This window comes from Bradyrhizobium campsiandrae (genome assembly GCF_014529705.1).
Classification (GTDB): domain Bacteria; phylum Pseudomonadota; class Alphaproteobacteria; order Rhizobiales; family Xanthobacteraceae; genus Bradyrhizobium; species Bradyrhizobium campsiandrae.
Genome location: NZ_JAANIH010000013.1, coordinates 116,236 through 137,878 on the forward strand (window position 1 = coordinate 116,236; position 21,643 = coordinate 137,878).

Annotated in this window: 18 protein-coding genes; 5 read left to right on the forward strand and 13 right to left on the reverse strand. The window is 64.6% G+C overall.

What is annotated here, in order from left to right:
- Window positions 1–41: 41 nt before the first annotated feature.
- The 9 genes from yidI to rpsT form a co-directional block, all read right to left on the reverse strand.
- Window positions 42–506, reverse strand: a complete 465-nt coding sequence (gene yidI / locus G8O24_RS12250) for an inner membrane protein YidI (protein WP_188099515.1) — start codon at window positions 504–506, stop codon at window positions 42–44.
- A 159-nt stretch (window positions 507–665) separates the two neighbouring features.
- A complete protein-coding gene (gene gyrB / locus G8O24_RS12255; protein WP_188099516.1) occupies window positions 666–3,101 on the reverse strand; it encodes a DNA topoisomerase (ATP-hydrolyzing) subunit B in 2,436 nt (811 codons plus the stop codon).
- Window positions 3,102–3,489: 388 nt separating this feature from the next.
- Window positions 3,490–4,176, reverse strand: coding sequence for a hypothetical protein (locus G8O24_RS12260; RefSeq protein ID WP_188099518.1), 687 nt, complete (start codon window positions 4,174–4,176; stop codon window positions 3,490–3,492).
- A 135-nt stretch (window positions 4,177–4,311) separates the two neighbouring features.
- Complete coding sequence (locus tag G8O24_RS12265) at window positions 4,312–6,483, reverse strand: hypothetical protein (protein WP_188099520.1); 2,172 nt, start codon at window positions 6,481–6,483, stop codon at window positions 4,312–4,314.
- A gap of 69 nt (window positions 6,484–6,552) precedes the next feature.
- The gene (locus G8O24_RS12270) at window positions 6,553–7,296 is read right to left on the reverse strand and encodes a hypothetical protein (RefSeq protein ID WP_188099522.1); all 744 of its coding nucleotides are present in this window, start codon (window positions 7,294–7,296) and stop codon (window positions 6,553–6,555) included.
- A gap of 120 nt (window positions 7,297–7,416) precedes the next feature.
- Window positions 7,417–8,553 carry a DNA replication/repair protein RecF gene (gene recF, locus G8O24_RS12275; RefSeq protein ID WP_188099524.1) on the reverse strand — a complete coding sequence of 379 codons (1,137 nt, stop codon included), beginning with the start codon at window positions 8,551–8,553 and terminating at the stop codon, window positions 7,417–7,419.
- A gap of 188 nt (window positions 8,554–8,741) precedes the next feature.
- Window positions 8,742–9,860 carry a DNA polymerase III subunit beta gene (gene dnaN, locus G8O24_RS12280; protein ID WP_188099526.1) on the reverse strand — a complete coding sequence of 373 codons (1,119 nt, stop codon included), beginning with the start codon at window positions 9,858–9,860 and terminating at the stop codon, window positions 8,742–8,744.
- Window positions 9,861–10,208: 348 nt separating this feature from the next.
- Window positions 10,209–11,621: a chromosomal replication initiator protein DnaA gene (gene dnaA, locus G8O24_RS12285; RefSeq protein WP_244645832.1), complete on the reverse strand. Its 1,413-nt coding sequence runs from the start codon at window positions 11,619–11,621 to the stop codon at window positions 10,209–10,211.
- A 1,302-nt stretch (window positions 11,622–12,923) separates the two neighbouring features.
- Window positions 12,924–13,190: a 30S ribosomal protein S20 gene (gene rpsT / locus G8O24_RS12290; RefSeq protein WP_188099530.1), complete on the reverse strand. Its 267-nt coding sequence runs from the start codon at window positions 13,188–13,190 to the stop codon at window positions 12,924–12,926.
- Between the two features lie 389 nt (window positions 13,191–13,579).
- Between rpsT and G8O24_RS12295 the strand changes: the two genes are divergently transcribed.
- From G8O24_RS12295 to G8O24_RS12305, 3 genes are all read left to right on the forward strand, one after another.
- Entirely contained in the window at window positions 13,580–13,897 is a 318-nt protein-coding gene (locus tag G8O24_RS12295; protein WP_057754029.1) for a hypothetical protein, read from the forward strand.
- Between the two features lie 169 nt (window positions 13,898–14,066).
- Window positions 14,067–14,723: a peptide-methionine (S)-S-oxide reductase MsrA gene (msrA, locus tag G8O24_RS12300; protein WP_188099532.1), complete on the forward strand. Its 657-nt coding sequence runs from the start codon at window positions 14,067–14,069 to the stop codon at window positions 14,721–14,723.
- Window positions 14,724–14,978: 255 nt separating this feature from the next.
- Window positions 14,979–15,686, forward strand: coding sequence for a polysaccharide biosynthesis/export family protein (locus G8O24_RS12305; protein ID WP_188099534.1), 708 nt, complete (start codon window positions 14,979–14,981; stop codon window positions 15,684–15,686).
- An 18-nt stretch (window positions 15,687–15,704) separates the two neighbouring features.
- Here G8O24_RS12305 and G8O24_RS12310 read toward each other — a convergent pair whose 3' ends face one another.
- The 4 genes from G8O24_RS12310 to G8O24_RS12325 all read right to left on the reverse strand — a co-directional run bounded on the left by G8O24_RS12310 (window position 15,705) and on the right by G8O24_RS12325 (window position 18,238).
- The gene (locus tag G8O24_RS12310) at window positions 15,705–16,187 is read right to left on the reverse strand and encodes a hypothetical protein (RefSeq protein WP_188099536.1); all 483 of its coding nucleotides are present in this window, start codon (window positions 16,185–16,187) and stop codon (window positions 15,705–15,707) included.
- Window positions 16,188–16,270: 83 nt separating this feature from the next.
- On the reverse strand, window positions 16,271–16,945 hold the full coding sequence (locus G8O24_RS12315; RefSeq protein ID WP_188099538.1) for a dienelactone hydrolase family protein: 675 nt from the start codon (window positions 16,943–16,945) through the stop codon (window positions 16,271–16,273).
- A 163-nt stretch (window positions 16,946–17,108) separates the two neighbouring features.
- Window positions 17,109–17,450, reverse strand: a complete 342-nt coding sequence (locus G8O24_RS12320; protein ID WP_188099540.1) for a hypothetical protein — start codon at window positions 17,448–17,450, stop codon at window positions 17,109–17,111.
- A 23-nt stretch (window positions 17,451–17,473) separates the two neighbouring features.
- Window positions 17,474–18,238: an alpha/beta fold hydrolase gene (locus G8O24_RS12325; protein WP_188099542.1), complete on the reverse strand. Its 765-nt coding sequence runs from the start codon at window positions 18,236–18,238 to the stop codon at window positions 17,474–17,476.
- A 516-nt stretch (window positions 18,239–18,754) separates the two neighbouring features.
- On the opposite strand from G8O24_RS12325, the gene G8O24_RS12330 reads away from it, so the two are divergent.
- Complete coding sequence (locus G8O24_RS12330) at window positions 18,755–19,246, forward strand: (2Fe-2S)-binding protein (RefSeq protein ID WP_092231998.1); 492 nt, start codon at window positions 18,755–18,757, stop codon at window positions 19,244–19,246.
- Window positions 19,243–21,537, forward strand: a complete 2,295-nt coding sequence (locus G8O24_RS12335) for a xanthine dehydrogenase family protein molybdopterin-binding subunit (protein WP_188099544.1) — start codon at window positions 19,243–19,245, stop codon at window positions 21,535–21,537. Before G8O24_RS12330 ends, G8O24_RS12335 begins: the two co-directional genes overlap by 4 nt.
- Window positions 21,538–21,643: the final 106 nt, after the last annotated feature.

Here is a 21,643-nt window from a genome sequence, read left to right on the forward strand (position 1 = left end):
CGCGGACGACGGACGTCCGGCGGCCCTTTCGACCCCCGCGTCTAGAACAGTCCGATGATATTCGCCACCACATAAAGCACGGCGATGAGGATCAGGACGCCCATGAAGAAAAAGGATATCTCGATGGCGATGGCGCCGGTCCCGAGCGCGGCGGCAACGGTGGCAAGGAGCCGCTCCTCGCGAAACACCAGCGCGAGCACCGAGAGCAGGATGGCGAGCAGGCCGAACGAGATCGCGCCGATCGAGGATGCATCGCTGAGCTGGCTTCCCATCGATCGCTCGCGCGGCGGCGCCTGATAGTCGACGCCTTTGACGCGCGCGATCAGGCGCTCCTTGAGGCGGTGTCCGGTGTCGACGATAACCTTGTCGGCAGGCGGCGGCGGATAGATCACCGGCAGCACCCAATGCGGCACCACAGCCGCGATCAGCGCCAGCACGCCGACGAGGCTGCCGATCACGCCGAGACGGCGGGAGGGGAGAGCGGGTCTGATTGCTGGAGCACTCATGTCGCGGCGTTTCCCGGCCGGAGCAGGCCAATGGGTTCACGCCATTCGTCGCGATGGCGGGTGGTGAGGTTCAGGGGGCTGTCTCGGTCCCGACCTTCCCCATCGGGGAGAGGTGATCTGTGCCCGGGGCTCACATTGAACGCCAACCGCGACAGATCCTCAAATATCGATCGTCGCGCTCAGCGAATGTTCCTGGATGAAGTCGCGGCGCGGCTCGACCACGTCGCCCATCAGCTTGGTGAAGATGTCGTCGGCCTCGTCGACCTCCTTGACCTTCACCTGCAGCAGCGAGCGCGCGTTGGTATCAAGCGTGGTCTCCCAGAGCTGCTCGGGATTCATCTCGCCCAGGCCTTTATAGCGCTGCAGCGTGACGCCCTTGCGGCCGGCGTCGGTGACGGCCTCGAACAGATCAGCCGGCCCGTAGACCATGTGCTCAATGTCCTTGCGCCGCAGCTTGCCGGGACGTGCGTAGACGTCCTGAAGCTTCACGGTGTACTCGTCGAGCTTGCGCGCCTCCGCAGACCCGAGGAAGGCGTCGTCGATGACAGCCGCTTCCTTGACGCCGCGGACGGTGCGTTCGAACAGGAAGCCCTGGCCTTCCACGAACTGTCCGACCCAGCCGCGCTCGACCTCTTCGGCCAAGCTGTCCAGCCGCCCGGCGATGTATTGCGCAGCCACGGCGGCCTTCTCAGGATCGCCGTAGATCGCCTTGTTGAGCACGCCCGTGATGGCGGCTTGCTCGACCACCTTGCGGTTGTAGCGGCTGTGCAGGTTGCGCAGGATGCTGCGGACGATGCGCGCGTCATCGACCAGTGAACGCAGGTCGCGGCCGGTGCGATCGCCGCCGTTGCCGGGGATGAAAATGCAGTCGTCGAGCCCGGTGTCGATCAGATAATCTTCCAGCGCCCGCTCGTCCTTCAGATACTGCTCGGACTTGCCTCTGGAGACCTTATAGAGCGGCGGCTGCGCGATATAGAGATAGCCGCCATCGATGATGTCGGGCATCTGCCGGTAGAAAAAGGTAAGCAGCAGCGTGCGGATATGGGCGCCGTCGACGTCGGCGTCCGTCATCACGATGATCTTGTGGTAGCGCAACTTATCGATCGAGAACTCGTCGCTGATGCCGGTGCCGAGCGCGGTGATCAGCGTGCCGATCTGCTCGCTGTGAAGCATCTTGTCGGGGCGGACGCGCTCGACGTTGAGGATCTTGCCGCGCAGCGGAAGCACCGCCTGGAATTCGCGGTTGCGACCCTGCTTGGCGCTGCCGCCTGCCGAGTCGCCCTCGACGATGAAGAGCTCTGATTTGGCCGGATCCTTTTCCTGGCAGTCGGCGAGCTTGCCGGGCAGCGAGGAGACCGAGAGCGGGCTCTTGCGGGTCAACTCGCGCGCCTTTCGGGCGGCTTCACGGGCTGCAGCGGCCTGGATCACCTTGCCGACGATCATCTTGGCCTCGGACGGGTGCTCCTCGAACCAGGCCTGGAGCGCCTCGTTGAGGACGTTCTCGACCACGGGGCGCACCTCCGAGGACACCAGTTTGTCCTTGGTCTGCGACGAGAATTTCGGGTCCGGCACTTTCACCGACAGCACGGCGGTCAAGCCTTCGCGGCAATCGTCGCCGGTCAGTGCGATCTTTTCCTTCTTCGCATTGGCCTCGGCATAGCCGTTGACCTGGCGCGTCAGCGCGCCGCGGAAGCCGGCGAGGTGGGTGCCGCCGTCACGCTGCGGGATGTTGTTGGTGAAGCACAGCACGTTCTCATGATAGCTGTCGTTCCACCATAAAGCGGCCTCGACGCCGATGCCGTTCGCCTCCGAGCGCACCATGATCGGAGCCGGCACGATCGCCGTCTTGTTGCGGTCGAGATATTTGACGAATTCCTCGACGCCGCCGGAATAGTGCATCTCCTCGCGCTTCTCGACCGCGTGACGCATGTCGGAAAGTGCGATATGGACGCCGGAATTGAGGAAGGCGAGCTCACGCAGCCGGTGCTCGAGCGTCGCGAAATCATACTCGACGTTCTTGAAGGTCTCGGTTGAAGCCAGGAACGTCACCTCGGTGCCGCGCCGGCCAGGCGCATCGCCAACGACCTTGAGCGGCGCCACGGCATCGCCATGGGCGAACTCGATATAGTGCTCCTTGTCGTCGCGCCAGATCCGCAAGCCGAGCTTGCTCGACAGCGCGTTGACGACGGAGACGCCGACGCCGTGCAGACCGCCGGAGACCTTGTAGGAGTTCTGGTCGAATTTTCCGCCGGCGTGCAGCTGGGTCATGATGACCTCGGCCGCGGAGATGCCCTCGCCCTTGTGGATGTCGACGGGAATGCCGCGGCCGTCGTCGCGCACGGTGACGGAATTGTCGGCGTTGAGGATCACATCGACGCGCGTGGCGTGGCCCGCCAGCGCCTCGTCGATCGCGTTGTCGACGACTTCGTACACCATGTGATGCAGGCCCGAGCCGTCATCGGTGTCGCCGATATACATGCCGGGGCGCTTGCGAACGGCATCGAGCCCCTTGAGCACGCGGATCGATTCCGCGCCGTACTCGCTCGCGGTGGAGGGCTCGTTTTCGGCAGCTTGCTGCCGAGCAGGTTCTGTCATGAGAGGCCTTCGAAATGTCGCCCGAATCAGCCGCGCAAAAGGCGCTGATTTGCAGGCTATTTGTGCCATGAAAGAGGGTTTGCGCCTAGCGCAAAGTATCTCTCGGCAACCCTTTGAAGAAATGGGATTTTTAGGCCTGATTTCAAGGCCTCCGAAGGCCGATTCCGCCCCTCCTGAAAAGCCCGATTCGAGAGCTCGTTCTGGCCCCGTAAGGCGTGGATTTTGCGGAGGCGAAAAGGCTCGTTCCGAGACGCCGAGGGCCCCAATCACCGGTCGTCGTCATGCCCGGGCTTGTCCCGGGCATCCACGTTCTTTGGTGCCGTGCGCTAAGGCGTGGATGGCCGGGACAAGTCCGGCCATGACGGTGGGGGAGGTTAGGACCGCAGCCTCAGTAAATCCGCGACGGCTTCTTGTCGTCGCTGAGGCTCCAGGCCTCGCCTGCGGCCAGAGTGACGGTATCGGCGCGCAGCAGACGGCCCCAGGCGCGCAGTTCGTAAGGATACGTGCCCGGCGGCAGATCCAGCGTCTGCGGATGATTTTCGCCGCCAGCGATCTCAATGGTCTGATCGTTGATCGCGAGCGAAGCCACGTTTGGCCTGAGATAGCCGAATATCAGCCGCGCCTGTCCTGGTATTGGCAGGAAGTTGGCCCTGGCCGCGACCTCTGTATTTCGCTGCACAAGGTCGATCATGGTTTCGCCCTTGGCACGGTCGAGCGTCAGCGTGCCCGGTCCCTTCGGAGAAGCGAAGACGAGCAGCGCGCGATCGGCGGCGACCATCGTGCCATCAGGCATTTCCTGCCAGCCGCGCTTTCCGAGCTCTGCGCGGTAAAAGGCGAGTACGTCGCTGAGGTCCGCGGCCACCTGGGTCTTGAGCTCGATGCGGAACGGGATTTCGATGCCGGACGCGCGCGAGGTGCTGTAGCTGGAGTGGCTGGCTCGCGTCGGCACTGGCATCTCGGCGTGCGGATCTGCTGCGGTCAGCGGCTCCTGCGAGCAGCTTGCAAGAAGCGGGATGGCGCACAGCAGTAGCCGCCACCGTGCCGGGGCCTTCGTCCCGCGCTTGACCGTCGTCATTCCCACTCTCCAGGGATGTCGCGCGTTCTGATCTTCGCGCTGGCGCGGCCCCACACGGATCGCCGCCGTTTTCAGACAAACTAGTCGCTCCGCGGACCTGATGGGTTCAACCTGGTCGTGACAGGCACAGGTGGATCAATACATCTGCAGCGGCAGCACCTCGCCGGTCGGGCCCACCATCAGGCCCCAGGCATCGCCTGCGGCGATGTCGATGGTGTCGTTGCGGGCGGGGCGACCCGCCATTTTCAGCGAATATTGGTACTTGCCTGGCGGCAGGTCGAGCATCGGCCCTTTCGGCGATTGAGGGCCACCGGCGCCGGCTGCAACCTTGACGGTCTGCTTGTTGATGGTGAGCACGGCTTCCTGCTTGCCCATATTGCCGAGCAGCAGCTTGGCCTGACCCGGTTTCGGCATGATGTCCGCCTTGGTCGCTGCCTCCGGGTTCTTCTGCACCAGGTTGACCGAGGTCTCGCCCCTGGCGCGGCCGAGCTTCAGCGTCGCCGGCCCCTGCGGCGAGGCGAAGGCGAGCTGGACACGGTCGGCTGATATCACCGCGCCTTCAGGCTTTTCCTGCCAGCCGAGCTTTTTCAGCTCGGTGCGATAGAAGGCGAGCACGTCGCCGAGTTCGGCCGGGACGCTGGCTTCGAGTTCGCGGCGGAACGGCACCTCGATGCCCGGCAGCTTGGCCGTGCCAAGCGAGGTCGAGCTGCGCTGCTTCGGCACCGGCAGTGCGGACTCCGGATCTGCCTCCAGCTGGGCGGATGCTTTGGCTTGCGTTGCAGCCGGATCGTCGCCCGCCGGCTGGCCGGTCGCTCCAGGCTTGGCGGCAGCCACCCTCAGGCCGGATCCGTTGGCGCTGACGTTCACCTTCGGGCCCATCTGCATCAAGGTCATCGAGATCGACTTGCCCGCCTTGGCGAACTCCAGCACCGCCATGTTGGGCTGGTTGATGACGGAAGGCTGCTCCTTCCAGCCGGCGGGCTTCATGGCCGCGCGATAGAAGGCGGCCAGCGCCTTCACGCTCGAGGTCGAGTTGAATTCGAGCCGGCCATCGCCAGACTCCACCTCCTGTGCGTTCTCGGGCACCGGCAGCGGCGCGTTGCTGCCGGCCTGTGCCTGCAGCGGCGCATCTGAGAGCGTTGCCGCCTGAGCCTTGCGACGTGCCGCGTCCTCGGCGAGGACCTGTTTCGTCATCGCCTCCGCGTCCTTCATGAACTGTTCGTCGGCGTCCTTCTTCGCCTTGGCGCGGGCGGCGAGCACGCTCTCCTTAACCTGTGCGGTCAGATGGACCATGGTGAAATCGTATTTGCGCCCCAAATGCAGCACGCCGTTCTCCTCGGGCGAGGAGAACTTCAGCGCGACCTCGTCGCCTGGGGCGAGCGGCGCATGTCCCTCTTCCGTCCAGCCCCGCGCTGCAAATTCGCGATGGTAAAAGGCCTCTACAGCGGGCAGATCGGCAAGGGCCGCGACGATCAGCTCGCGCGTGGCGGTCCGGGCGTTGCCCCGGCCCGAGGATGATTTGTATGGCTTCGGCTCCGGCAGGCCGGCCGCATCGCCGGCCTCGAGATTGGTGGGCAGCGCGAACGGCGCGATCCGGATGTCGACATTGGTGCGCCCGTCGTCCCGGCGGGTCAGCGTCAGCATCACCGGCTTCTGCTTGTAGAACCCGGTCGAATCGTCGTCGGGATGATCGTAGAAGGCACGCACGCCGTTCGGCACTGACGCCGTCAGGTCTGCGTTCGGCCAGCTTGCGGCGGTCTCGGGCGTGAGCTTGCGCCAGCCGATCGCGGCCATTTCCCTGGCATAAAATTCCTGCGCGGATTCGAGCGTGGCCGGCGCGATGCAGCCGAGATAGGGGCGTGTCTCGTCGAACACGAGATCGATTGCGCCGTCGGGGAAGGGCACGTTCGCATAGATGCGGCTTGGACTGTAGGAGACCGAGGATTGATCGGGGCGGCCCAGGCCCTGCGTGAAGAAAACGGACAGTCCCTGCCGTCCCTTCTTGAAGACGAGATTGGTGTTGGTCTCGTCGAGCGGACGAACATAGGGCACCCAGCCATCAGCGATGAGCATCTTCTTCACGGCGGCTGATGTCACCGCGACCACCGTCGGCACGCCATACTGCACTTGGGAGGAATCGGGGCGCGAAGTGTTCTCGAAGGCGCCTGGCAGCATCGGTACCGTATGCGGATCGACATAGCCGGCGTCGAATTGCGTCGCGCGTGCGGTGCTCGCCATCAGCATGAGGCTGCAGGCCAGCAGCAGCCCGCGTGCCGGGGCTCGCGTCCCGCGTTTGATCATCGACATCGGCAGTACTCCCGGATTTCGCGCCTCAGACGAGGAGTCGCGGCGGGAACTCGCGAGGTTCAAAACGGCTCAATACAGCAGCAGCGGCGACCACGCTTCTCCGTCGCGCCCGACCGTGAGCTCCCATGTGTCGCCGGCGGTAAAGTCAAGGATATGCGTGGTGGCCGGATGGCCCGGCACGCTCACCTCATAGCTATATTTGCCGGGCTGCAGATCCAGCGACATCGCACGGGTGCCCGCCGCGCGCCTGATGGTCCGGTCGTTGATGGTGAGCGTGGCTTCGGTCTCGCCGATATTGGAGAACACCAGCTTCGCCTGGCCGGGCTCGGGCATGACGTTCGCGTTGATCGCGACCGATGCGTTCTTCTGCACCAGATTGACCGTGGTGCCGGAATCCTTGCGGTCGAGCGCCAGCATGCCGGGTCCAACCGGGGAGACGAAGGCAAGCTGGATGTGATCGGCGGAGATCATCGCGCCATCATGCTGCTCCCGCCAGCCGAGCTTGCCGAGCTCGGTGCGGTAGAAGGCGAGCACGTTGCCGAGGTCGGCGGGCACCCTCGCTTCAAGCGTGGTGCGAAGCGGCGTCTCGACGCCCTGCACGACGGTGGTGTGGATGCCTCTGTAACTGTAGCGGGTCGGCGCGGGCAGCTTGGTGTCAGGATCCGGCGTCAGCGCGGATGAAAACAGCGTTGAGAGAGGCGGCGCCCAGGCGCTGGCGGTGGCCGCGGTCACGCCACTTGCGAGCAAAGCGAGGCCGCACGCGAACAGCCGCCATCGTGCCGGGACTTTCGTCCCGCGCCTTACCGTCGTCATGGTCTTTCTCTCCAGGGATATCGCGCGTGTCGATCGCGCGATGGCAACGGCTGCGACACCGCAAGCTGCGGCCTCACAGCCCTAGTCGCGGTCCGAATAGGCCGGGTTCAACAAAACGGGCTATCGCCGGGCGGAAACGCGTCCGCTCTCGACGTCGAACACTTCGCCTCCGGCGCCGATCTCGGCGAATGCGGCCGGATCCGCGCCGGTCAGCCACACCTGCGCGCCGAGCTTGCGCAGCTCGTCGAACAGCGCGGCGCGCCTGTTGGGATCGAGATGGGCGACGACCTCGTCGAGCAGCAGCAGCGGCACGATGCCGGTCATCTCGGCGACCAGCGTCGCGTGCGCCAGAACGAGGCCGATCAAGAGCGCCTTCTGCTCGCCAGTCGAGGCATCGCGCGCCGGCATGCTCTTCGGTGCATAGACCACCTGCAGATCGGTGAGATGCGGCCCGTCGGTGGTGCGGCCGGCAATCGCATCGCGCGGGCGGTTGTCGCGCAGGATCTGGCGGTAGCGGTCTTCGACCGAGGTGGCGGTCTCCTCAAGCAGGGCGTTTTCCATCCAGCCGTCCAGCGCAATTTGGGCCGAGGGAAACGCAGAGGCTTGCGCGCGCGTGTTGAGCATGCCGGTGAGCCGCGCCGCGGTCTGGCCGCGCGTTGCGGCGACCGCGACCGCAAGCTCGGCGGTCTCGCGCTCGATCGCGTCGCACCAATGGTCGTCGTAATTGCGCGTCTCGAGCAGCCGGTTGCGCGAACGCAGCGAGCGTTCCAGCGCGTTGATGCGGCTGGAATGCTCGACGTCGATCGCGAGCACCAGGCGGTCGAAGAAGCGCCGCCGCTCCGACGCCGCGCCCATGAACAGCCCGTCCATCGCCGGCGTCAGCCACACCATGCGAATGTGGTCGCCGAAGGCGGCGGCGGAATTCACCGGCTCGCGGTCGATGCGGCAGCGCCGGCTCACCGCGCTATCGGCGCGCGGCGCATCGATGCCGGTGCCGAGCGTGGCGAGCCCCAGCGCGCCCTCGACTTGCGCCGAGACCGCCCAGGAGCCGTCGCCCTGGTTGTCGGCGACATCCTCCAGCGTGGCGCGCCGGAGGCCGCGTCCCGGCGACAGGAACGAGATCGCCTCGATGCAATTGGTCTTGCCCGCCCCGTTCGGCCCGACCAGCGCCACCATGTCAGCCGTCGTCTCGAGCCCCGCCGCCCGGTAATTGCGAAAATGCGTCAGCGTGAGGCGATGGATGCGGGAGGGGGTCATGGGCTATTCGTTATGGGCGCGCGCTCTCGCATTGGAAGGGCATGCCGTAGGGTGGGCAAAGGCGCGCTCTGCGCGCGCCGTGCCCACGTCTCGCCGCGATGGTGGGCACGCTTTCGCCTCCGCTCTTCGAGCGACGGCGCAAGCTTTGCCCACCCTACGGCTCCGATGGATGGTCGAGAGAGCGCCCCTCACACCCGCATCGGCATCAGCACGTAGAGCGCGCTCTTGTCGTCCTTGTCCTGCACCAAAGTGGGCGAGCCGGGGTCGGCGAGCTTGAGCACGGCGACATCGCCTTCGATCTGGGCGGCGATGTCGAGGAGGTAGCGGGAGTTGAAGCCGATATCGAGCGCGTCGGAGGCGTATTCGACCTCGAGCTCTTCGGTGGCGCTGCCCGAATCCGGATTGGTCACCGACAGCACCAGCTTGCCCGGCGACAGCGACAGCTTCACCGCGCGCCCGCGCTCGCTGGAGATGGTGGAAACGCGATCGACCGCGTTCTCGAAGTCCTTCTTGTCGACGACGAGCTCCTTGTCGTTGCCTTGCGGAATGACGCGGCCGTAATCGGGGAAGGTGCCGTCGATCAGTTTCGAGGTCAGCACGACGTTGCCGATGGTGAAGCGGATCTTGGCCTGCGACAGCTCGATCGTCATCTCGGCTTCGGTGTCCTCGATCAGGCGCTGCACCTCGCCGACGGTCTTGCGCGGCACGATCACGCCGGGCATGCCCTCGGCGCCCTTGGGCTGCACCAGGTCGAGCTGGGCGAGGCGGTGGCCGTCGGTGGCGACGCCGCGCAGGGTCGCGGCCGTCGCGGTGCCCGCGGCATGCAGATAGATGCCGTTGAGGTAATAGCGCGTCTCTTCGGTCGAGATCGCGAACTGGGTGCGGTCGATCAGCCGCTTGACGTCCTTGGCGGCGAGATTGAACGAATGCGAGAGGTCGCCGGCGGCAAGGTCCGGGAAATCGTTTTCCGGCAGGGTCTGGAGCGTGAAGCGGGAGCGGCCGGCGCGGATCGCCAGCACGGCGCGGTCGCCGTCGGCCTCCAGCACGATCTGCGAACCGTCGGGCAATTTGCGCACGATGTCGTAGAACATGTGCGCCGGCACGGTGGTGGAGCCGGCCGTGGCGGTTTCCGCCGCAAGCGTCTCCGTCACCTCGAGGTCGAGGTCGGTCGCCTTCAGCGACAATTTCGCGTTTTCGGCGCGGACCAGCACGTTGCCCAGGATCGGAATCGTGTTGCGGCGCTCGACCACGCGGTGGACATGGCCCAGCGATTTCAGGAGTTGCGCGCGTTCGACCGTAACCTTCATTGCACTACTCGCCCGATCCCCAAAGATGGAAAAAGCCGGGCGAAGAACAGCGCGCCGCGGCACCGAAGACCCTGGGAAGGCCGGGTCATCGAGCCGATATGACCAAAGCCGTCAGGGTCGCGCAAGGTGGCGCGGATGGCCGGGGGATTCAAGGGATCGGGGCTGGTTCCCCACGATTTCCCGCTTCGTCCCGAAGTTCGGAGCCCTCATCGAGGGCGTAGGCCTCTCCACGCGTCATGGCCGGGCTTGTCCCGGCCATCCACGGCCTACCGCGGAGCGCAAAGAACGTGGATGCCCGGGACAAGCCCGGGCATGACGACCTCTGTTGAAGGTGAAGCAAATAGGCCTTTATTCCTGAAGCTGGCGCTTCAGCGACTCCACTTCCTCGGACAGCGCGTTGTCCTTGGACACCAGGGCCTCGATCTTGCGCACGGCGTGCAGCACCGTGGTGTGGTCGCGGCCCCCGAATCTGCGGCCGATCTCGGGGAGCGAGCGCAGGGTCAGCGTCTTGGCGAGATACATCGCCACCTGGCGCGGCCGCACCACATTGGCGGTGCGGCGCGAGGACAACAAATCGGAGCGGCTGACATTGTACTGCCGCGCCACCACGCGCTGGATGTCCTCGATCTTGATCCGCTTCGGCTCCGAGGGGCGGATCAGATCGCGCACCTCGCGCTCGGCCATCTCCAGCGTCACCGGCTGGTTGTTCAGCTTGGAGTGAGCGAGCAGCCGATTGATCGCGCCTTCGAGGTCGCGGCCGTTATGGGTGATGGTGCGCGCCAGATATTGCAGCACCTCCTCCGGCACGTCGAAAGTCGCATGATGGGTGCGGGCGGCCGCGACGCGCGACTTGAGGATGCCGTGGCGCAGCTCTTCGCCAAGCGAGCCCATCTCGACCACGAGACCTCCCGCCAGACGAGAACGCACGCGATCGTCCAGGCTTTCCAGGTCGGACGGCGGACGGTCCGCCGCGATCACCACCTGGCGGCCGGCATCGATCAGCGCGTTCAGCGTGTGACAGAACTCGGCCTGCGTCGACTTGCCCTGCAGGAACTGGAGATCGTCGATCACCAGCACGTCGATGCCGCGCAGCGCTTCCTTGAAGGCGAGCGCCGTCTGCGTCTTCAGCGCGGCGACGAAGCCATACATGAATTTCTCGGCGGTGAGATACAGCACCTTGCGCTCGTTGCCGGAATTGCCGGCCCAGGTCACGGCCTGCAACAGATGCGTCTTGCCGAGGCCGACGCCGGCATGGATGTAGAGCGGGTTGAACATCACGGGGTCGCCGCGACGACCTTCGGCGACCTGACGCGCCGCGGCATGGGCCAGCGTGTTGGAGCGGCCGACGACGAAGCTTGCAAAGGTCAGGCGCGGATCGAGCGGCGAGCCGCCGAGCGCATCATGATTGGCGGACACCGGTGCGGTCGCGGTCGAGCGCAGCTCCGGCGCAGGCGCGCGGCGCGCCTCGACCGGCGCGGGCGCTTCCTTCGTCTGCACCACCGGGCGCACCGCGGAACGGACGGTGAGGTCGATGCGATGCACCTCCGGCATCTCGGCCTGCCAGCACGACAGCACGCGCTCGGCATAATGGGCCTGGATCCAGCTCTTCAGGAAGCGCGTCGGCACCGACAGTCGCACGCTTTCATCCTGCACGCCTTCGAGATCCATGCGTGCAAACCAGCTCGTATAGACGTCTTCGCCAACGTTCGAGCGCAGCCGATTCTTCACGCGTGACCAGCGATCCTGTTCCGAGTTCGTCATCATTTGAAAACTTTTCTTGAGAGATAAGGTTGCGTGGCGGGCGCCATGCGGAGCTCCTCCGGGAGCTCGGCGATGACGCGACCTCGAGCGAGTCCATCTTCGGGCATAGCTCGACCGCCCGGCGCGAACGCCGCGGGTCAGATCAGCGATGTCTGGGATGGAGAGTTCGCGAGGTCAGCGCGTACTCGACGCGCCCTCACACGGAGGATGGTCGCAGGACGGATTGGAAACGGCATCGTTGGACAATGAAGCTAAAGTCAATACCGCGTTGAATCCGTAGGACATGATACCTCCCCGTCCTGCCGTGATCGCTCACGGCAAGGTCCTGCGTGTCTAAACGACAACCACTCCTGGAATGCTCCAATTGCGGATGCCTGCCCGTGTTCGTGTCGTCCGCTCGGCTTCGCCATCGCGCCTGTCGGGGAGCTCGGCCTGCCTCTCACTTGCGCCTGGCGCGAACGGGATCGTGAAGATCCCGCTTGGAGACATCAAGACAAAGAGCTACCGTTCCCACATTGCTGTGGGTTTTGAACCGACAATCGCTTTTTGAAGCGTCGCCTACGTGCACACCGCCGCCGATTTGCACGCTCGCCTCGTTTCTTAAACCGCGCTGGTCTCAAGATCGTGGGCGCCGCGAACGACTTAAGGAATACACTAAGCGGAAAGACTCGCAACGAAATTGATTCACACTTGAGGCATCAAAAAACTTGACCAGCGTTAACGCCGCGCGCGAGTTGTTCACAGCCTTGAGACCAAGTTTTTGGATTCGTGCACAGATTCGAAGATCACGCACGTCATGTGACAATGGCTCCCCCATCGCCAAAAAATTTTTACAAAAGCGTCACGCGTCCGACGCGTGCGCGAATTTTCCAAATGCTTGTCGCTGCTATGTCGATAAGTGATTAGCGAGTCTTCGTTTTTTGAGTCTCGTTTCGAAGGGTAACCCCATCGCGCAACCTGTTCCGTGGAAACTACGGTGTGCAGAACTGTTGCGCGCGAGAATTCAACTTACGCCCATGCCGCAGGGGTTTTTCGCAGCGCGAAAGTTTCCGCTGTTGCAAAAACCACGGCAGGTAAAATTACGGGCGCGGCATAGCGGAGACGACGAGATTCTTCCAACGGAAGATAAGACCGCAAGCGTGAATTGTGACAGACAACAAAAAGCCCGGCGTGAAAGCCGGGCTGATTGAGAGCGCGAGGTGCGATTTGCTTCAACCGATCGGATGACGAGATCTGGTCGCGGCGCGAACTTTACTTCGTAAGCTTGCGTCGCGAGTTCACGCGACGCGCTTACAGATGCGCTTACTTGGCGAGCTTGGCGATCTGCGCGGTAAGGCGCGAGACTTTGCGGCTGGCGTTGTTCTTGTGAATGATGTTGCGCTGGGCGGCACGCATCAGCGCGGGCTCGGCACTGGCCAGCGCCTTGACGGCGGCGGCGCGGTCGCCGCTCTTGATCGCTTCTTCGACGGTACGCACGGCACCACGCATTTGGGTGCGGCGCGACTTGTTGACGGCGGTGCGGCGGGCGATCTTGCGCGTCGCTTTCTTGGCGGAAGTGGTATTGGCCATGGTCTCAATGTCCTTTGCGGAACCGGTCGCGTCTTGGTCGGGGTAGCGCCGGCTGCTTGACCGCGGAATCGACGCTCGGATTTAGGGTGTTCGATTGCTGAGGCTGTCCCCGGAACATGAGCGATGGGCCTTACGGCCATCTCTGAGGCTCCAAGGAGCCTGCAACTGCTCAAAGAACAGCGGCGGCAGGATTGCGCCCACCGCCAGTTGGCGCCCTTATAGAGGGGGTCTTTGGCACCGTCAACGCTTTCCAGGCCTGGAAAACCGGCCCCAATCGCGTCAAGGGGCGGCCGTAACGCCCTGATGAGGTTGAATTTCTGCCGTCTCTTGGCTATTGGCTGGCGGCGTTTATGAGGGTCGTCCGATCGGGTGACCAAGATGGGTGGGGCATGATCCGCGGCTTTTTCCGACTGATTGGCTTGCTGCTGCTGGCCGGCGGGTTCTTCTTCATGGTCTATGACGGCGCCCGCTGGGTGGCCGACCAGACCCTGCGCTTCACCCGGTTCGGCCAGTTCTGGAACGACATCAACCAGGCCAGCCAGTCGGCCTTCCGGACCTGGGTCGAGGCCAAGGCGCCCTGGCTCTGGACCTCGGTGATCCGCCTGGTGCTGGACCAGCCGGTTTTCGCCGTGCTCGGCCTGCTCGGCATCCTCTTGATGATCCTGTTCCGACCACGCAAGCCGCTGATCGGCTATTCCCGGGATTGACCTTCAATTCCCGCCGGGATTGATCTTCAATTCCCGCCGCGACGGACTGCGCGGGCCGCGTAACAACGCTGCCGCTTGCCGCGTAAAGACCTATATTCCCACTCGATCGCGAGCCCGCCGCCTGAGCACCTGGTTCAGGCGCGCGAGCTCGTTTCTCGGAGATCCGATCATGCTGTTCATGCGCAAGTCCACCGCATTGCCTGATGCAGCCAACGCGCTGCCCGGCCGTGCGCAAGCCATTCCCACCGCGAGCATCCATTTCGTCAACGGCAGCAAGCTGCAGCCGCCTTACCCCGACGGCCTCGAGCAGGCCGTGTTCGGGCTCGGCTGCTTCTGGGGCGCCGAGCGGAAATTCTGGGAGCTGGGCGAGGGCATCTACACGACTGCCGTCGGCTACGCCGGCGGCCACACGCCGAACCCGACCTATGAAGAGACCTGCTCGGGCCGCACCGGCCACACCGAAGTGGTGCTGGTCGTGTTCGATCCGAAGAAGATGTCCTACGCGAAGCTGCTGAAGACGTTCTGGGAGAACCACAACCCGACGCAAGGCATGCGCCAGGGCAACGATGTCGGCACGCAATACAGAAGCGCGATCTACACCTATTCCGACGCGCAGAAGAAGGCCGCCGACGAGTCCAAGAAGCTCTATCAGCAGGCGCTCAAGGCGAGGGGGCTCGGTGCCATCACCACCGAGATCGCGCCTGCGGGTCCGTTCTATTTCGCCGAGGACTATCACCAGCAATATCTGGCGAAGAATCCCGCCGGCTATTGCGGCCTGGGCGGCACCGGCGTGTCGTGCCCCATCGGCGTCGGTGTGGGTGAGTAAGGTGTAACGACGGACTCTCGTCATGGCCGGGCTTGTCCCGGGCATCCACGTCTTTGCTTAGCCCGCTAAGAACGTGGATGCCCGGGACAAGCCCGGGCATGACGGTGCGGGTGGGTACGGAAACCAGTCACTTCATGCCGCGCTGGTCCCACCATCCCCTCAACCCTTTATTAACCATAACGGGTGCATCACTGGAGCAATCTCGGTTGTAGGGATGGTCCGGTGCGGGTTCTGCGCGCGTTTCGATGGTCGATCATGGCAGCGTCCGCCGCGCTGACCCTAGGCGGCTGCATGCAGACCGCCGGCCCCGTCGCTTACGTGCAGCCGCGCCCCGATCTCGACGCCATGGCCTATGGCCAGCCCTATGTCGCGCCGCAGCCGGCCGTCGTTGCCAACAATGGCGGCGGTGCCATTGCCGCGCTCAGCAATTCATTCGCCTCGGGTCCCGCGCCCGTGCCGGTCGCCTATGGCGGACCGGTGGTGGCAGCGCCGGCCCGCTACGACGCCTCCTATCATCTCGATGCCGGCGACAAGCTGCGCGTCGTGGTCTATGGCCAGGAAGGTCTCACCAACAGCTACGCCATCGATGCCGGCGGCTCCATCACCATGCCGCTGATCGGTGCGGTGCCGGCGCGCGGCCGCACCACGGCGGGGCTCGCCGGTGAGATCGCCGGGCGTTTGCGCAACGGCTTCATTCGCGAGCCTTCTGTCGCGGTGGAGATCGAGTCCTATCGGCCATTCTTCATCCTCGGCGAGGTCGCCGCGCCCGGCCAATATCCCTACGTGCCCAACATGACGGTCGAAAGTGCGGTCGCCATCGCCGGCGGCTTCTCGCCGCGCGCCAAGCGCGACATGGTCACCGTCACGCATACCGAAAATGGCGGCGCCATGCGCGCCGTGGTGCCGCTCGGCACGCCCGTCAGCCCCGGCGACACCGTGTTCGTCGGCGAGCGCTGGTTTTAGCGCTCTGCCCCGCGTCCTTCATCGCCTGAAGTCCAGCCGCCCGTTTGGAAAGCATCCGTCGATCCTGAAGGCATCGACCACGAGTCCGACCCATGGCCGCATGATCACTGGATTGGTCAGGTTGATGTATTTCCCGATCAGCCCATTTTCGCTCTCGCGCACGGCATCGATCAGTCCATGCCGACGGCCGCCATCCCAATCGAACCGCAGATAGATCCGCCCACCACTGGCGCGCAGCTCCGCGCGGCCCTGTTTCCATGTCTCCGGCGTATCGCCAGCGATGGTCGGATCGGCACCGCCGTTCCAGCGGCACGCCCAGCTGCCTTCGAGCGGGTCGGCGATTGCAGGAATGGGTGCCCAAGGCGCCGCATTGCCGTCGGCAGCATCGCCGGCCAGCGAAGCCGATATGGCATAGTGCATCACCTCGGCATCGCCGGGGGCCGGCACGTCCATGGTGCCGAACGGATTGCGGATGACGATGTTGGTGTTGGCCTGCTGCATGACGCTCTCCCGGCGTGAACTGGCTTGATCAGCCAGCTCTATCGCCGCGCGTCATGATGCAGCCACCCGATTCCTGCTCCGCGCTACTTCGTCAGATGCTTCGCGAAGAACGCCATGCTGCGCGGCCAGGCGATGTCGGAACTGGCCTTGTCGTAGCTCGGCCGCTCGTCGCAATGGAAGCCGTGCTGGGCGCCGGGATAGACGAACACCTCGACATCAGGCCGCTTCGCCTTGATCGTCTCGACGTCGGTGAGAGGAATCCCGGCATCCTTCTCGCCGAAATGCAGTTGCGTCGGCACCTTCGGCTTCTCGTCCGCAAAGCGCACGACGGCGCCGCCGTAATAGCCGATCGCGGCCTTGAGGCCGCTGAGCCGCGTCGCCGCGACATAGGCAACGCTGCCACCCAGGCAGAAGCCGATGATGCCGACCGGGCCGACGCTCTTCACCGCATCGATCGCGGCCTGCGTGTCGCGCAGCATCGCCTCCCAATCGGGGCTGGCGACGAATTTGCGCGCGACGGCGATCTCGTCCGGCGTATAGCCGGACTGGAAGTTGGGCTCGCTGCGGTCGAAGATTGACGGCGCGATCGCGACATAGCCTTCGCCGGCGAGGCGGTCGCAGACCGAGCGGATGTGATGATTGACGCCGAAGATTTCCTGGATCACCACCACCGCGCCCTTCGGGTGGCTTGCGGGATCAGCGCGATAGGCGCCGAGCTGAAAATTGTCCGAGGCTGTCAGTTTGATGTCTTGTCCCACGGGATGATCCTTGTTGTTGGTCGTTGCTTCGCAGCCGTCTCGCCCGTCACCTGTAGCCCGGATGGAGCGCAGCGCAATCCGGGACGGTGTCACCGCGGAGAGCCCCCCGGATTTCGCTCCGCTCCATCCGGGCTACGATCTCAGTTGCTTCAGGAGGCCATCCTCACTCCCACATCCAGTTCTCGCCGTAATCCTCCTTCCATCCTGCCAACCGGCCATGACGGAACTGCAGGAACAGGCGGTGACGGTACGGGATCAATCCGCTGCCGCCGATGTCGCGAAGGGCAAGATAGATCTCGTTGCCGGGACGGCCGCGGACGTATTGCAGGTTCTGTCCGAGCGCGTGCGTGGCCTGCTCCGCGTCCATTCCGAGTGCCAGGGGCGTGTTGTTCGACAGGGTGTCGACGAAGGGACGGCGCAGCGGCACCGTGCCGAACGGTTCGGCCTGCGCCGATACTCCCATCGAGAGCAGCGCCGCACCCGTAGCCAGGATTGTCCGCTTCATTGCCGTGATCCTCGTCTCGCCGTCTATGCCGGCAAGTTCTTCAGGAAAGGCAGCACGGCGTCAACAAAAGCCTGGGGCTGATCGATGTTGACGGCGTGTCCGGCCGCGGGGATCACGACCTTTTGTGCGCCGGGGATCTTGGCTGCCATGTAGTCGGACGCTGCCAGGAAAGGCGTGTCGTCGGCGCCGACCACGATCAGGCTGGGCACTTTGATGTCGGGCAACAGCTCCATCACGGCGGCATCGCGCTGGGTCAGCATGCCGCGCGCCGCCAGCGCCAATCCCCTGGCGTTGCGATGGCTGGCGGTGGCGCGCTCACGCGTCGCCGATTTCAGCACGTCGAGACCTTCGCGATCGAGCTTGTCGGCGGTGGCGAGCGCTCGCGCGTTCCAGGCCTCGCGCGCGTCGTCCTTCTTGAAGCCCGGACCGGTGTCGATGATCAGCAGCGCGCGCGTGCGCGAGGGATGGGTGCGGTAGAAGGCAAGCGACATGTAGCCGCCGAGCGACAGCCCGCCGATGATGGCACGCTTCGCGCCGACCGCATCGAGGATCGCCGCCATGTCGCCGACGGTAAGCGCTTCGCTGTAAGCGTGGGGATCATCGGGATAATCGGACTGGCCGTGGCCGCGCATGTCCCACAGGATCAGTTTGTGATCGCGCGCGAGCGCGTCGACCTGACCGTGCCACATCGCCGACGTCGAGGAATAGCCGTGCGTGAGCAGCAGCGGCGGCCCGTCGCCATGAACCTCGTAATGGATGCCGACACCGTCTCTGTTGATCTTCGGCATTGTTTCCGCCCTCTCTTGTTCTTGATCATTTCCAACCGCGGCGAGCCCGGAATCGTAGGGTGGGCAAAGGCGCACTTGCGCCGTGCCCACCGCCTTTCTCCGATTGCAACAGGTGGTGGGCACGCTTCGCTTTGCCCACCCTACGACACTCGGCATTAGCGTATGCGGATGCAACCCCTCATCCTGCGCTTCGCGCCACCTTCTCCCGCAAGGGGAGAAGGAAGTCCGCGCCCGCGGTTACATCTTAGCGCGCCAAGTTACTTCGAAGAAACTGCCTCGCGCGATGGCATCCATGTCTGGACGCACTTCTTGTTGCGTCCAGCCGCTAACGTCAGCGCTGTTGTCGCAACGCACAACAGGTAGATGCTGCGATGGTTTCGATTCATTCCAGATTGCATTTGCCTCCGCGCGTGAACGCGATCATTCTTGCGCGCAAGGCGGACGCCGGCCCGGTGGGCGTCCGCCATTCAAGTTGCCGCCGTAAGCGGCTTCATGCACCGGCAGGGGAAGACGCCTATGCCAACGCTCACGATCAACGGGCGGAGCATGTCCGTGGATGCGGCGAACGACACGCCGCTCCTTTGGGCCATCCGCGAACAATTGCAAATGACCGGCACGAAATTCGGCTGCGGTGCCGGTCTGTGCGGTGCCTGCACCGTGCACGTCAACGGCGAAGCCGTGCGCTCGTGCCAGACCATGGTCGGCGATGTCGCCGGGAAGAAGATCACCACCATCGAAGGCCTCTCCGCCAAGGGTGATCATCCCTTGCAGAAGGCGTGGATCGCCGAGCAGGTGCCGCAATGCGGCTACTGCCAGTCCGGGCAGATCATGCAGGCGGCTTCGCTGCTGGCGAAGAACGCCAATCCGACCAAGGAAGAGGTCGTTGCGCATATGGACGGCAATCTCTGCCGTTGCATGACCTATTCGCGGATCCAGAAAGCCATCATGCGCGCCGCCACCGAGATGCGCACCGCATCCGCCGCCGGCAACGAGCGGAGGCCCACATGAACCAGCACGTGAAGAACATCACATTAGAGACGACTGATCTCAGCCGCCGCTCCTTCCTGGTCGGCACCGCCGCGGCAGGCCTCGTGCTCGGCTATGCCGGCGTGCCAGGTGTCGGCGAAGCGTTTGCAGCCGCTCCCGCGAATTTCGAGCCGAGCGTCTGGTATTCGATCTCGCCGGAAGGTCTGGTCACCGTGACCTGCGGCAAGGCCGACATGGGCCAGCACATCGCCTCCACCATGGCGCAGATCGTCTGCGAAGAGTTAGGTGCGAAGTGGAGCGACATGCGGGTCAATCTCGCCTCCAACGATCCGAAGTTCAACGACCCCGTGCTGGGGGCGCAAATCACCGGCGGCAGCTGGTCGACCATGATGAACTTCGAGGCGATGAGCCGGGCGGGTGCCGCCGGGCGCATTGCGCTGACAGAAGGTGCTGCGGCCGCCATGGGCCTGCCGCCCTACTTCAAGGACGAGCTGGTCGTGCGCGACTCCACGGTCACGCATCCGAAGTCCAAGAAGTCGATGAGCTTCGCCGACATCGTCAAGAGCGGCAAGGCAACGAAGACCTTCACGCCCGACGAGCTGAAGGCGATCAAGCTGAAGACGCCGGATCAATACACCATGATCGGTGTGTCGGTGCCGCAGATCGACATCCCTTCCAAGACCAACGGCACGGCCAAATACGGCATCGACGTGATGCTTCCGGGCATGGTCTATGGCGCGATCGTGACGCCGCCGGTGCGCTTCGGCGCCACCGTGAAATCGGTCGACGATTCCGCGGCAAAGTCCGTTCCCGGCTTCATCAAGGCTGTCATCCTCGACGACAAGACGCAGACGACGTCGGGCTGGGTGGTCGCGGTGGCCGGTACCTACGCCAACGCCAAGAAGGCCGCGCAGGCGCTGAAGATCGCCTATGATGGCGGTCCGAATGCGGCGCTGTCGAGCCAGTCGCTGCTCGACGAAGCCAAGCGACTGCAGGGGCTGGATGATTCCGGCCAGTTCTTCGTCAAGGACGGCGACCCCGCCGCCGCCCTCGGCACGGCGGCCAAGGTGCTGGAGGCGGAGTATACCACCAGCATCAACATCCACGCGCCGATGGAGCCGATGAACGCCACCGCGGAGTTCAAGGGCGACATCCTGCACATCTATTCCGGCAACCAGTTCGCGACGCGCTCCGGCGCGATCGCCGCAGGCGCCGCCGGGATCGATCCGAAGTTCGTGGTGATGCACCAGATGTGGCTCGGCGGCGGCTTCGGTCGCAGGCTGGACGCCGACATGATGGTGCCGGCGGTGCAGGCGGCCAAGGCCGTGGGCAAGCCGGTGAAGGTGATCTACACGCGCGAGAACGACATGACGATGGATTTCTCGCGTCCGCTCACCTACCAGAAGGTGAAGGCCGGCGTGGATGGCGACGGCAAGCTCGTCGCGATCAGCCATGACGTGGTCTCGGCCTGGCCGACGGCGCGCTGGGGCATCCCCGATTTCCTCACGCCCTCGGTCGACAAGAAGGGTCCGCTCGACAGCTTCACGGTGAACGGGTCGGACTTCTTCTACACCGTACCCAACCATCACGTGCGGGCGATCAAGAACGAGATGGCGCACAACGCCACCCCGTCCGGTCAGCTGCGCTCGGTGGCGCCGGGCTGGACCTTCTGGGCCGTCGAAAGCATGATCGACGAGATCGCGGTGGCGACGGGCAAGGATCCCGCGCAGTTCCGCATCTCGCTGCTCGACGGCGCCGGCAAGAACGACGGCGGCGCGCAGCGGCTGCGCAACACGCTGCTCGCTGCGATGGGACTGTCGGGTTACGGCACCAGGCAATTGCCGAAAGGCGAGGGCATGGGCGTGGCCTGCGTTTCCTCGCAGGAGCGGGCGACGGCAAGCTGGACGGCCTGTGTCGCCCATGTTGCGGTGGCGCCGACGGGGGCGGTGACCGTGAAGAAGCTCACGGTCGCAACCGACGTCGGCACGCAGGTGCATCCCGACAACATCCGCGCCCAGGTCGAGGGCGCGGCGCTGTGGGGATTGTCGCTGGCGATGTACGAGAAGGCGACGTTGAAGAACGGCGGCATCGAGCAGACCAATTTCGACAGCTACACGCCGCTGCGCATGAGCCAGATGCCGGAGGTCGCGGTCGCCGTGATCGCCAATGGCGAAAAGGCGACCGGCGTCGGCGAACCCGCGGTGACGGTGGTCGCTCCCGCCATCGGCAATGCCATCTTCAACGCCAGCGGCGCCCGCGTCCGCGCCCTGCCGATCACGGCCGAAGCCGTGAAGGGCGCGATGAAGGCGTAAGGCGGCTGCGATCGTGATGCGAGATGATCCGCCGGAGGGGCACCTCCGGCGGATTTTCGTTGCAAAAGACTCAGCGTTTTCAATGCCCCGCCTACTGTGCATGGGG